At 66.1% G+C, this 12952-nt stretch carries 11 protein-coding genes; 7 read left to right on the top strand and 4 right to left on the bottom strand.

From position 1 onward, the window contains the following. On the top strand, window positions 1-972 hold the full coding sequence (locus tag INQ48_05010; GenBank protein QRF58613.1) for a nitronate monooxygenase: 972 nt from the start codon (window positions 1-3) through the stop codon (window positions 970-972). Window positions 973-1448: 476 nt separating this feature from the next. Beyond that, window positions 1449-1718 (top strand): hypothetical protein, encoded by a 270-nt coding sequence (locus INQ48_05005; GenBank protein ID QRF58612.1) that lies wholly within the window; start codon window positions 1449-1451, stop codon window positions 1716-1718. Between the two features lie 166 nt (window positions 1719-1884). Here INQ48_05005 and INQ48_05000 read toward each other — a convergent pair whose 3' ends face one another. Together INQ48_05000 and INQ48_04995 are read right to left on the bottom strand one after the other, a co-directional pair. Further along, window positions 1885-3786, bottom strand: a complete 1902-nt coding sequence (locus INQ48_05000) for an ATP-dependent helicase (protein QRF58611.1) — start codon at window positions 3784-3786, stop codon at window positions 1885-1887. Then, on the bottom strand, window positions 3783-6092 hold the full coding sequence (locus tag INQ48_04995; GenBank protein ID QRF58610.1) for an ATP-dependent endonuclease: 2310 nt from the start codon (window positions 6090-6092) through the stop codon (window positions 3783-3785). Before INQ48_04995 ends, INQ48_05000 begins: the two co-directional genes overlap by 4 nt. Window positions 6093-6570: 478 nt before the next feature. Between INQ48_04995 and INQ48_04990 the strand changes: the two genes are divergently transcribed. From INQ48_04990 to INQ48_04980, 3 genes are all read left to right on the top strand, one after another. After that, window positions 6571-7140, top strand: coding sequence for a TRAP transporter small permease (locus INQ48_04990; GenBank protein ID QRF58609.1), 570 nt, complete (start codon window positions 6571-6573; stop codon window positions 7138-7140). Further along, complete coding sequence (locus INQ48_04985; GenBank protein QRF58608.1) at window positions 7137-8435, top strand: TRAP transporter large permease; 1299 nt, start codon at window positions 7137-7139, stop codon at window positions 8433-8435. Before INQ48_04990 ends, INQ48_04985 begins: the two co-directional genes overlap by 4 nt. Before the next feature lie 142 nt (window positions 8436-8577). Next, entirely contained in the window at window positions 8578-9612 is a 1035-nt protein-coding gene (locus INQ48_04980) for a DctP family TRAP transporter solute-binding subunit (protein QRF58607.1), read from the top strand. A gap of 29 nt (window positions 9613-9641) precedes the next feature. Here INQ48_04980 and INQ48_04975 read toward each other — a convergent pair whose 3' ends face one another. Further along, entirely contained in the window at window positions 9642-10607 is a 966-nt protein-coding gene (locus tag INQ48_04975; GenBank protein QRF58606.1) for a helix-turn-helix domain-containing protein, read from the bottom strand. 117 nt (window positions 10608-10724) lie between these two features. Between INQ48_04975 and INQ48_04970 the strand changes: the two genes are divergently transcribed. Further along, a complete protein-coding gene (locus INQ48_04970; GenBank protein QRF58605.1) occupies window positions 10725-11555 on the top strand; it encodes a dienelactone hydrolase family protein in 831 nt (276 codons plus the stop codon). Window positions 11556-11614: 59 nt separating this feature from the next. Further along, on the top strand, window positions 11615-12592 hold the full coding sequence (locus INQ48_04965) for a nucleoside hydrolase (protein ID QRF58604.1): 978 nt from the start codon (window positions 11615-11617) through the stop codon (window positions 12590-12592). 30 nt (window positions 12593-12622) lie between these two features. On the opposite strand, the gene INQ48_04960 is transcribed toward INQ48_04965, so the two are convergent. Beyond that, entirely contained in the window at window positions 12623-12946 is a 324-nt protein-coding gene (locus INQ48_04960; GenBank protein ID QRF58603.1) for a helix-turn-helix transcriptional regulator, read from the bottom strand. Window positions 12947-12952 lie beyond the last annotated feature (6 nt).

The following is a 12952-nucleotide window of genomic DNA, read 5'->3' as shown; positions in this document are numbered from 1 at the left end:
ATGAAGACCCGCATCACCGAGCTGCTCGGCATCCGCTACCCGATCGTGCAGGGCGGCATGCAGTGGGTGGGCCGCGCCGAACTGGCCGCGGCCGTCTCCAACGCCGGCGGGCTGGGCATCGTGACCGCGCTCACGCAGCCCACGCCCGACGACCTGCGCCGCGAGGTCGAGCGCACCCGCGCGCTTACCGACAAGCCCTTCGGCGTGAACCTCACCATCCTGCCGGCCGTGAAGCCGCCGCCCTATGCCGAGTACGTGCAGGCGATCATCGACAGCGGCGTGAAGATCGTGGAGACCGCGGGCAACAGCCCGAAGGACTTCATCGAGGCGCTCAAGCGCCACGACGTGAAGATCGTCCACAAGTGCACCTCGGTGCGCCATGCGCTGTCGGCCGAACGCAATGGCGTCGACGCCGTGTCGGTCGACGGCTTCGAGTGCGCGGGCCATCCGGGCGAGGACGACGTGCCGGGCCTGATCCTGCTGCCGATCGCGGCACGCAAGCTGCGCATTCCCATCATCGCCTCGGGCGGCATCGCCGACGGCCGCGGCATGGCGGCCGCGCTCGCGCTGGGCGCCGAGGGCGTGAACATGGGCACGCGCTTCTGCGTGACCCAGGAAGCGCCGATCCACGACAACATCAAGCAGGCGCTGGTCGATGCGAGCGAGCGCGACACCAAGCTGATGTTCCGCACCATGCGCAACACCGCGCGCGTGTTCCGCAACGCGATCTCCGAAGAAGTGGTGGCCACGGAGAACCGTCCGGGCGGCTGCGAGTTCGAGGAGATCCGTCCGCTGGTGGCTGGCGCGCGCGGCCGCGCGGCGCTGGAGTCGGGCGCGGTGCAGGACGGCGTGGTCTCGGCTGGCCAGTGCATCGGGTTGATCGACGACATTCCGACTTGCGCGGAACTGCTGGAACGCATGGTGCGCGAGTGCCGCGAGCATCTGGACCGGGCTCGGGGCTGGATGGACTGAGTCTTTTTGTTCGTTCGCGTCCGGGGGCGATCACGCCGACGGGGCACCTTGCTCCGCGAATGTCCCCCGGCCTGCGGCCTCCTCCTTGATTTCGCTGCGCAAGGCACCCCATCGACGTGATCGTTGGAGCCGCTGCGGGCCGACACGACACAGGTCCCGAGCGGCTCGCGCGCAGCGCATCGCGGAAGCTGCATTTAGTCGCGATTGCCTCGACTTCGTGCCGAACGGCACGGCAACCTGCCGGCTTCTTCTCTAGAGTGAATGCCCCTCTCACTCGATACCCCAACTAGGGGAGAAGAAAGGCGCGACACACCCAATCAGTATTGAGATGTTCGAAGGCTGCTTGCCTCGCGGCAGGTTGTCGGTGCGAAAGCAGCGATGCAGATGCGAGGTATCAAAAGGCGACGGCCAGGATGTAGCGAGCACCCCAGCCGTCTAACCAAGTTCGTGCACAACCCTCGAAAGGACGCACAAAAATGGCTACCAAGACTATAGCCCGGCGTCGCACGCCGGTAGCTTCCGGAGACAACGCCCAAGGCCCGGCGGATCTCCTCGAAAACACCCTCTCCCAGCTCGAAGCGCTTCTGTGGGTCTGCCACGGGAAAGACATCGATTGGTGCAGCGGCGACGGACCTCGACAACTGGACAACCTGCTCTGGCTTGCGGCTGGACTCGCGCGCGAGGCGGGGGAGTTGTATCAGATGAGCGAGATGACGCGATATGGGGGGCTTGAGGCTGGCGGGTAGGGGCTGGTCTGCGGGCTGCGGGGTTCGCGGCCCGCTTGAGGGACAGGCCCTTTGGGGAACGATGGCTAAAGCCTTCGAGATGAGGGAATTCGGTTCGGTTGAGGTTTGCGGGGTAGAACGAAAATGGCCCCAAGCCTCTCTAGGCACTCCGGCGGCTCAACCTACCTCATGCGAGCATCGCTTCCAGAGTCCCCTCATCGATGATGTCCTCTGGCGGAAAGATGCCGGCCGCCTCGACCCGCGCACGGGCGGCGGCAACGTCGGGCACGAACATGACAACTGCAAGATCGCGCGTTGCGCGTGAGCAGCACACATAGAACAGGCGCCGGGTGCGGTCTATGACGTTGTCTTCGCCAGCTGCGATGTTCTCTTGGTCCGTTTCCGACAACGGAGCCATACCGAAATACTTTCCGTAGGAAAACTGCCGCTGATTTTGCCCCTCCTCGTCGTCAATCAGGACCACCACGCGCTCGAACTCAGCGCCTTTCACACCCTGCTGGGTCGCGAACGGGGATAGATCTTCCAGGTAATGACGGTAGCCCTTCAACTCGGCAACGCGGCAGTCCAGGAACGCAGACACGGACACAGCCTCTGGATCTTCGCCGTCTATAGCCTCTCCTCCTTCGGCCGCGAGATGCCTGGACCACGCTTCGTCGAGTTGCAGCATCTCAGCTTCGGCCGCGAAAAGGAGTATGTCCCGAAGCGATGTATCGTTTGAACGCATGCGCCGTGCGAGCTCGTTGGTGGAAGCCTGCAGCGTGGCTAGAGTCACGTTGGCGCCTTCGCCTCCCAGTCGTGCGGGTGCCAACAGCGGACACTGGCCACGCAGCAGGCTCATTACGTCGAACGCGCGGTCCTCATCCACTGCCATAGCCAAGGGAACCAAGTACGTCAGGAATACCCGAAGCGGCCAAGAGCTTCCGTCCTTGAGGCCCTCCTTGATACTGGAAGGAGCGTTGTCGTTCAAGGCTGAGTACAAGTTCGGGAAACCCAGCCGTGTTGCCGCCATGCGGTGCACAACCACCAAGACCCGGACATCGGCCGCGCGATCCTCACTCACCCAATGATCATCCTGGTTGGTGCGTCTAAGCCACTCACGAACCTTACCGAGCTTTGCCGACCGGAGTTGGTCGGCCGCAAGCAGGAAAACTCTGGCCGAGCCTTCAACCGGAACCAGCACGTCGTCGGCCCAAGCCATCCGACCGCGCGTCTGAACCAAGCCATCCCCCGGATGGCGGACCGCATTCACGACGCGCAGGACCCGCTGCGGACACCTGAAGTTCTCCGGCTTGGCGATGAGCCTCCAACCCTCCGGCACCTCGATAGCGCCGGCGCCATCCGTGTAGATTTTTTGCATCGGGTCCCCGAAGAATCCCAGGCAAAACTGCACGGGCGTGGTCTCGGCGATGCTGCGGAACGCCGCGACGATCTCGGGTCGGGTGTCTTGGCTTTCGTCGATAAACACCACCGGATACCGGCTCGCGACGACATCGCGAAGCAACTGACTTTGGTCGATCAGGTCCACCGCTGCGGTGATGACGTCGGAATGACCAAGGACACCCCTGCCCAAGTCACTGCCCGCTCCATAGCTGAAATGGGCCCGCTGTTCTAGATCCAAGAGCTGCTGGTGATACCGGGCGATATCGGCCACCAAACGCTCGCGTGTTGCCTGGCGAGTTCTCGGCCTGTCATGGTGCGCCTGAGCCTCGTTAATCTTTTCCTGGACCCGGGCGATCACCCAGGCTTTCAGATTAATCTGGAACGGACGCACTACCGTCCACAGGAAGCTGTGAATCGTCGAAACATGGAACAGCGGATCGTTCCCCACATCACCCCAGATCTCATTGACCGCTATCTCGGTGTATGTGATGCAAGCAATGCGCTGTCCGCGAGTGTGAAGATCCCGTCGCCGCGTCTGCGCAATGTGCGCCAGCGCCTTCACCAGCGAAGTCGTCTTGCCAGAACCCGCGCCAGCGACCATGACAAAGCTTCTCTGGGGCCGCTCATCGAGGCACGCGCGCAGTTCCAAGTCTGCCTGAGTATCTGGTTGTCCAACGCGACGCGTCATACTGCAACGTCCGGGAGTTGTACGAGTGCCGCGGCCGGCGGAGGTGGAGCGACCTGTTCCTCAAGCCAGCGCAGTCCGTCTTGGATGTAGTGCGGTACCGTCCACGCTGCCGGATCCTGTGCCAGTAGCGCCAACGCAAAGTCGGTCTTGTGAAAGCTCGCCTTCTTGACCTTGCGGTACAGGCTCTCGGCCAGTTCCCCGACGCCCAGCTTGTTGCAGCCCTTGATGCGTAGACCAAGATCCTTGCGATCGACATCCTGGCACCAAGCGAGGTTCTGCAGCGCGAACGCCTCCTCCAGAGTTCGACCTACTCTGACCTCCGTCATGCCGCGCCAACTCACGTCCACCTGCGTCTGGTACGAAACCCGCACATGCGCGCCGCCCGGCGCTGCTCGTGCTTGGGTGCGTTGTTCTGGTGTGGCCGCCAGCAACTCGGCAATGGTGCTGCATGCGGGAAGCCACTTGACCAGCGTCTGGTTCGACGTGAGTGCCCCGTTCTCGTGGACCATGCAAGCCTGACGCCCGCGCCGCGCCGCAGCCGCCTCCTCGGCATCTTCGTCGGCATCCGGATCCGCGTCGGCGTCGTCCTCGTCGTGCAGCACCGCTTCGTCACCAGCCACATCGGCGACTGGTGGCAAAACACTGTCAATGTCCGTCACGATCAGGGAAGTTAAGCCGAGGAACTCAATCAGTCCCTTGAAGCGATGCCCGAACGCCCCGCCGATCTCCAAAATGCTGACGTAATTGGACTGCAAGCGCGGCGCAACCTTGGCGATCATCTGCGGCATCAGCAGCCGCTCGACGTTCCCCTCCACTAGGATGGCGGCGTCGGCGAAGAAGATGTCGCAGTGCGTGAGCCTCAAGTACCGCTCCAGAAAATCCCTGGTGCGGTCGGCGGGATCCGCCGGATCGTTGGCCGTCTCGTAGAACTTGGCCATGCTGAGCACTTGGGAACGCTGCACGCCCCTGTCCGCCGTGCGACGGAAATAACGAATGGGCCGGAATCCGCGTTCAAACAGTACATGCGGCGAATGCGTCGAAACGACGAGTTGGCTAGTGCAGTACGGCGCGTCCCCATCGGGGACCGTCAAGATGTCCAAGACCTTGCGGATGAACACCTGCTGCAACTGGGCATGCAAGTGCGCTTCCGGCTCCTCGATGAAGATGAGATGCAACGGCGGTCGGTTCTCCTCGATGTCAAGCCATCTGGCGTGTACATCCAGCAGCTCAACGACCATGTAGATGAGGTTCTTGAAGCCAAGGCCGTTATAACGGTCCGGCAGGGTCGCAGACAACTCCGCGCCCACAGCTCCCACCGCGTAGTGGACACGCGCACCTTCATGGCTGCTGAGGATCGTGGCCGGGTTAAGGGCCGTCTTGATCAGGAGGCGCGGATTGTTGACACCTGGGTAGCCGAGGTGCGCCAAACGTTCGAGCGTCGGGCCGAAGACGCGCTCAAGATGCTCGTTCAGCAAGGACTCCGACTGTGCGAGCGCATGCCTGGCGTCGTGGTCCTCTTCGTGTTTCTCGAGGTTTCTCTCGTAGAAGCGACTTAGGCAGCGCGATAGGTCCTCAGACCGGGCTCCACCATTGGCATCTGACAGATGACGCTGCGCATGGAGGAAGTCCACCTTAACGAGGCTCGTCAGAACATCCTTGCCACTGCGGCCCTTGTCGGGCATCAAGCGCAGGGGGGTATACCCCTCGACCGGTTGCAGGACATCGTCGAACTTAGCGCGGTCGAGGACGTAGTAGCGCAGCTCGAAGTCCCGCCGGACGCGGTCGCCAGCGACATCCGCTAGGTAATCACTGAGCGTGCGCGGCTGCGGGTCATATCCGGCCACGACCTGAGCAACTTGGCCGTCCGGTGCCTCTTGCTGCACGCGTGCGCGCCGGGCCCTCGTGCGAGCCTCCTGGAACGCGGACCTCAACGCTACCGGATCCGTCGGGGCTAGCTCGACACGGATCCCTACTTGGTTGCCCTGCCAAGCGAGGCTGGGCAGGAGATCCACTACGCGGTGCAGGTCCGCCGGATTCACGGTGAACCAGATATCGATGGAGATGGTCGGAAGCTCGCTGCCCTCGGCGCCCTCACCGTAGGCATTGATGGCGTCCCAGCATTCCGAGCTGAAGTCGTGAAGCGAGAACCTATCTCTAGACGCGGAGGTGAACAGCTGCAGGGCGTGCGCGGCAGAAGTCTTTCCACTGTTGTTGGCGCCGACAAAGAGCGATATGTCGGGTGCAAGATCGATGCGAGTGTCCTTGATGCGCCGAAAGTTGCGAATCCAGATGGTCTCTATGTGCATAGTCTTCTCTCCTGCTGGAAATGGTACGTGACCAACGTTCACGTGAGGCGTTCCCTCGACCATTCCTAGCGATAGCAATAACCGCGTTTGACATGAACGCGCCCACGCATCTCTAACTGCAATTCGCCGCAGCAGTTATCCCAATCTCACCCCCGCACTCACCATGCACAGGGCACCGGGTGCTTCCCGCAGCGAAATCAAGGAGGAGGCCGAAGGCCGGGGGACATTCGCGGAGGGAAGCACCCGGTGTCCTGTGCACGCCCCGGACGCCCCAGGCAACCGCCCATAGCCGCCAAAACGCAGAAAACCTACCCCTTCCAGCGCCCCCAAAGCCCAGGCAACAGCTAAGGAAACCCCCGATATATCAGTGGACATTGACGCCCCAGAATCGACGGCTGCTTCCCTGTCGAGGTGTACGGATCGCGTCCCGGCGACCGCCCGGTGACATGGCGCCTGCCCCAGCTGCCCGTTTTCTCCGATGACCACTCCTCCTGAGTCCGGCCCCACGCTGGACGCCGCCAGCCCCCTCCCCCCCGACATCGAAGCCGCCGACGAGCCCACCAAGGTGCCCCTGGGCATCGAGGACTGGCTCACCGTGCTCATCATGGGCGCGCTCGCGCTCATCACCTTCGCCAACGTCCTGGTGCGCTACTTCACCGACTCCTCCTTCGCCTGGACCGAGGAGTTCTCCGTGTTCCTGATGATCATGCTGGCGCTGGTCGCCGGCTCGGCCGCGGTCGCGCGCGACCGCCACATCCGCATCGAGTACTTCGCCGAGAGCGGCTCGATGGCCCGGCGCCGCCGGCTGGCGCAGTTCGGCGCGCTGATGATCGCCGCGCTGTTCGGCCTGATCGCCGCGCTCAGCGTGCGCATGGTCTGGGACGACTACCGCTTCGAGGAGACCTCGCCGGGCATCGGGGTGCCGGCCTGGTGGTATTCGATCTGGCTGCCGATCGTGTCGCTGGCCATCGCGCTGCGCGCCATCGGGCTGTTCGTGCGGCGCGGCCGCAAGCACAAGAACAACGACCAGCAGGACGCCGCCGAATGATCGCCACGCTCCTGTTCGTCGCCTTCCTGCTGATGATGCTGGTGGGCGTGCCCATCGGCGCGGCGCTCGGCCTCGCCGGCGCGGCCTGCATCGCGCTCGCCAACACCGACGCCCAGTGGTTCGGCCTGCTCGCGGTGCCGCAGAACTTCTACGCCGGCCTCGGCAAGTACCCGCTGCTCGCCATTCCGATGTTCGTGCTGGTCGGCTCGATCTTCGACCGCTCGGGCGTCGCGCTGCGGCTGGTGAACTTCGCCATCGCCATCGTGGGCCGCGGCTCGGGCATGCTGCCGCTGGTGGCGATCGCGGTCGCGATGTTCCTCGGCGGCATCTCGGGCTCGGGCCCGGCCAATGCCGCCGCGGTGGGCGCGGTGATGATCGCCGCGATGTCGCGCGCCGGCTATCCGGCCGCCTACTCGGCCAGCGTGGTCGGCGCCGCCGCGGCCACCGACATCCTGATCCCGCCCTCGGTGGCCTTCATCGTCTACTCGGTGCTGGTGCCCGGCGCCTCGGTGCCGGCGCTGTTCGCCGCCGGCATGGTGCCCGGCGTGCTGGCCGGCCTGGCGCTGATGATTCCGGCCGTGTGGCTGGCGCGCAAGCACAAGATGGGCGCGCTCGAATCCACCCTGCCGCGCCCGCCGTTCTGGAAGAGCTTCCGCGAAGCCACCTGGGGCCTGGCGGCGCCGGTGCTGATCCTCGGCGGCATGCGCGCGGGCTGGTTCACGCCCACCGAGGCGGCCGTGGTCGCCGTGTTCTACGGCCTCTTCGTCGGCATGTGCATCCACCGCACCATCAAGGTCCGCGACCTGTTCGTCATCCTGCGCGAATCGGGCGAACTGTCGGCGGTGATCCTGCTGGTGGTCTCGCTCGCGGGCATCTTCGCCTACTCGCTGTCGACGCTCGGCGTGATCGATCCGGTGACGCGCGCCATCGTCAACTCGGGCCTGGGCGAATACGGCGTGCTCGCGCTGCTGATCCTGCTGCTCATCACGGTCGGCATGTTCCTCGACGGTGTCTCGATCTTCCTGATCTTCGTGCCGCTCTTGCTGCCGATCGTTCAGTACTACAAGTGGGACCCGGTCTGGTTCGGCGTGATCCTCACGCTCAAGGTCGCGCTCGGCCAGTTCACGCCGCCGCTGGCCGTCAACCTGATGGTGTCGTGCCGCATCGCCAAGGTGCGCATGGAGGAGACCGTGCGCTGGGTCGGCTGGATGCTGTTCTCGATGTTCGTGGTGATGGTGCTGGTGATCGCCTTCCCCGAACTCGCGCTGTGGCTGCCCAGGAAGCTGGGGTATTGAACGCGGACAGCCGAACGCAGAGGACGCGAAGGTTTCGCGAAGGACGCAAAAAAGAAAAAGGATGTTCCTTTCGCGTCCTTCGCGAAACCTTCGCGTTCTTCGCGTCCGGCTGCCCGATTTTTTCAACGAGGAGATAGATCAGATGAAATTCCGCCGCACTCTGCTGGGCCTCGCGATGGCCGCCACCGCTCTAGCATTCACGACCGGCGCCATGGCGCAGGCCGCCTACAAGGCCGAGTACAAGATGTCGCTGGTGCTGGGCCCGCCCACGCCCTGGGGCCAGGCCGGAAAGATCTGGGCCGACCTCGTGAAGGAGCGCACCCAGGGCCGCATCAACATCAAGCTGTACCCGGGCGTGTCGCTCATTCAAGGCGACCAGACGCGCGAGTTCAGCGCGCTGCGCCAGGGCGTGATCGACATGGCCGTGGGCTCGACCATCAACTGGTCGCCGCAGGTCAAGCAGCTCAACCTGTTCTCGATGCCCTTCCTGATGCCCGACTACGCGGCCATCGACGCCCTCACGCAGGGCGAGGTCGGCCAGGAGATCTTCAAGACCCTCGACAAGGCGGGCGTGGTACCGCTGGCCTGGGGCGAGAACGGCTTCCGCGAGATCACCAACTCGAAGCGGCCGATCAAGACGCCGGCCGACGTCAAGGGCATGAAGATCCGCGTCGTCGGCTCGCCGATCTACTCCGACATGCTGACCGCGCTGGGTGCCAATCCCACGCAGATGAGCTGGGCCGATGCGCAGCCCGCGCTCGCCAGCGGCGCCGTCGACGGCCAGGAGAACCCGCTGTTCCTGTTCACCGTGCTCAAGATGCACACCGTGGGCCAGAAGTTCGTGACCACCTGGGGCTATGTGGCCGACCCGCTGGTGTTCGTGGTCAACAAGGAGATCTGGGCCTCGTGGACGCCGGCCGACCAGGCGATCGTGCGCCAGGCCGCGATCGACGCCGGCAAGGAAGAAATCGTCATCGCGCGCAAGGGCCTGGTGGAAGCCGACAAGCCCGTGCTCAAGGACATCGCGGCCATGGGCGTGACGGTCACCAGCCTCACGCCCGCTGAACGCGACGCCTTCGTGAAGGCCACGCGTCCGGTGTACGAGAAGTGGAAGCCGACGGTGGGTGCCGACCTCGTGACGCGCGCCGAGAAGGCGATCGCGGCGCGCAAGAAGTAAGGGCCAAGCGCCGCGCGGGCCAGCGCGCCTCAGTTGCGATAGCGGCTGGGGTTCGCGCCCGCCACCTTCTTCATCAGGCGCCGCAGCGCGGTGGCGTCCTGATACCCGACGGCGCCGGCCACCTGGTCGACCGTCATCCGGCTGGACTCGAGCAGCGCCCGCGCGCGCCGCAGCCGCACCCCCTGCAACAGCGCCTGCGTGCTCTTGCCGGTGGCCTTCATCACGTGGCGCGCGAGCGTGCGCTCCGACATGCAGAACTCGCGCGCCAGCTCGCTCACCGAGGGGGGCGCGGGCAGCGCCGCTTCCACACGCGCCGCGAGCCGCGCCACCAGGTCGTTGCCGTTGGCCAGCAGCTCGGGAACGATGAACGGCGCCTGCGCCTGGCGCCCGTCGATCAGCAGCAGCCGCGACACCAGGTCGGTGAGCGCGCTGCCGCAGCGTTCGCGCAGCAGGTGCAGCATCAGGTCGGTCTGCGCGAAGGCCGCGCCGGCCGTGACCACCGGGCCGTCGGCGCAGACCATGCGGTCGACGTCGACGGTGCAATCGGGCGCCATGCGCTTGAGCAGCGCGGCATACCACCACGAGGTGGTCGCGCGGCGGCCCTGCAGCAGGCCCGCCGCATTGAGCAGGAACACCGCCGAGCACGAGGCCGCGACCTGGCCACCGGCGCGCGCATGGCGCGCGAGCCCGTCGATGGCGCGCGCGGCGTCCTCGCTCTCGAGGCAGTGGCGGATCTGCTCGGGCGTGTCGAGGCCGAGCCCCGGCACCACCCAGGTCGAGCGGTCGTCGCGCGCGCGAGTCGGCAGGCGCACGGTGTCGATGTGCATGCCCGAGCGCAGCGCAACCATGCCGCCTGCCGGCGAGCACAGCCGCCAGCGCGGCGGCGCCACGCCGGCGCGCGCGGCCACCGAGCGCGCGGCGCCGAGGATGTCGGCCGTGGCGGCCACGCTGGAGGCGAAGGCGCCGGGCAGCACCAGGATCGTGAAGTCGTGCATGGTGAAGCTTTGTCCGATTTGGCCCTGAAACAGTCAAACAGGACACTGCCATTCTGAACGGCCGGTGGGCCCAATACAAGCTTCATCCACCCCGCTGACCAACCCACCGCCCACGCCATGACCCACGCACCCGCCACCCGAGCGCTCGACCGCGACGACCCGCTCGACGACTTCTCCTCGCGCGAGATCGAACTCGACGGCGTCGCCAAGAAGGTCTACCTGATGGGCCACGGCCCCGCCGTGATCGTGATGACCGAGATGCCCGGCATCAGCCCGCAGGTGGCGCGCTTCGCGCGCTGGGTGCGCGATGCGGGCTTCACCGTCTACATGCCCTCGCTGTTCGGCCGCGACGGGGCCGTGCCGCAGGCCGAGGAAGGCGCGGCGGTGTTCAAGCGCGCTTGCGTGAGCGCCGAGTTCCGCGCCTTCGCATCGAACGCCTCGAGCCCCGTCACGCAATGGCTGCGCGCGCTCGCGCGGCTCGCGCACGCCGAATGCGGCGGCGCCGGCGTGGGCGCGATCGGCATGTGCTTCACCGGCAACTTCGCGCTGTCGATGATGCTCGAGCGCGCCGTGCTCGCGCCCGTGGTGTGCCAGCCCTCGCTGCCGCTCGACGACGCGGCCGGTACCAACGTGGCCGCCGACGAGCTGGCCGCCGTGCGCGAGCGCCTGGAGCGCGAGGACCTGACGGTGATGGCCTACCGCTTCGACGGCGACAGGTTCTGCAAGGCCGAGCGCTTCGCTGCGTTCTCGCAGGCGCTGGGCGACCGCTTCGTGGCGCGCGTGCTGCCCGACAGCGCGGCCAATCCCGACACGCCGCCCTTCTTCGCCCAAATGGTCGCGAGCCCGCACAGCGTGGTCACCGCGCACCTGATCGACGAGGCCGGGCAGCCGACCATCGCCGCGCGCAACGAGATCCTGGCCTTCTTCGCCAGGCGGCTCCTGGGCTGAAGCTCTGGCAGACTGGCTGCCCGCAGGCGCGCGCTCCGTCGCGCCTGCATGGAGCCCGCATGCCGACGAACACGCCCCCGCTTTCCGACGACACCACCGTCCACACGCTGATCATCGACACCGACCCCGGTGCCGACGACGTGATCGCGCTGCTGCTCGCCATGGCCTCGCCCGAGCGCCTGAAGATCCGGGCGCTGACGACAGTGGCCGGCAACGTGCCGCTCGCCAAGACCTCGCGCAACGCGCGGCTGGCGCGCGAGTGGGGGCAGCGGCCCGACGTTCCTATCTACGGCGGCGCGCAGCGACCGCTGCTGCGCGCACCGATCTACGCGGCCGACATCCACGGCAGCGAGGGCATCACCGGCGTGCAGGTGCACGAGCCCGCGCAGCCGCTGGCCGAAGGGCATGCGGTCGACTACCTGATCGACACCCTGCGCGCCGCGCCCGCGCAAAGCGTGACGCTCGCGATGCTCGGCCCGCAGACCAACCTCGCGCTGGCGCTCGCGCAGGCGCCCGACATCGTGCGCGGCCTGCGCGAGCTGGTGCTCATGGCCGGCGCGCATTTCAACGGCGGCAACATCACGCCGACGGCCGAGTTCAACGTCTTCGCCGATCCGCATGCGGCCGAGATCGTGCTTGGCAGCGGCGTACCGATCACCATGCTGCCGCTGGACCTCACGCACAAGGTGCTGGCCACCCCCGAGCGCATCGCGCGGCTGCGCGGCCTCGGTAACGAGGCCGGCCGGATCGTGGCCGACATCCTCGATGCCTATGTGCGGCACGACATGCAGTACTACGGCCTGCCCGGCGGGCCGGTGCACGACGCGACCGTGATCGGCTACCTGCTACAGCCCTCGCTGTTCGACGGCCGCTGGGTCAACGTGGCGATCGACAGCCGCGAAGGGCTGGGGTTCGGGCAGACGGTGGTGGACTGGTATGGGGGGCTGAAGAAGCCGGCGAACGTGCGCTGGATCGCGGACGGGGATGCGCAGGGGTTCTTCGATTTGCTGACGCGGGGGATCGCGCGCTTGCCTTGAGAGGGCCGGGTCAGCGCTCGAACGCGCGGCTCAGACCGCGGCCCTGGCCTTCAGCCACAGCCCGAATTCCATCATCACGCTGACGACGGGCTTCAGGCGCTCGCCGTCCGGCGTGAGCTGGTACACGACCTTGACCGGCACCGTGGCATGAACGGTTCGCTGCACGAGCCCGGCCTCCTCCAGCGCGCGCAGGTCCAGGGTCAGCGAACGCTGAGAAATGCCGGGCACGTCGCGGCGCAATTCGTTGAATCGCTTGGGTCCGTCGACCAGATAGGACACCAGAAGCAGTCGCCAGCGGCCGCCCAGGAGGCGCATGGCTTCCTCGACGGAACAACCCGAGACGTTCGATTTCATAGCACG

The sequence above is a fragment of the Variovorax paradoxus genome (genome assembly GCA_016806145.1).
Classification (GTDB): Bacteria; Pseudomonadota; Gammaproteobacteria; order Burkholderiales; family Burkholderiaceae_C; genus Variovorax.
The sequence above is the reverse complement of the archived record's forward strand: the minus strand, read 5'-3'. Positions and strand labels throughout refer to the sequence as shown.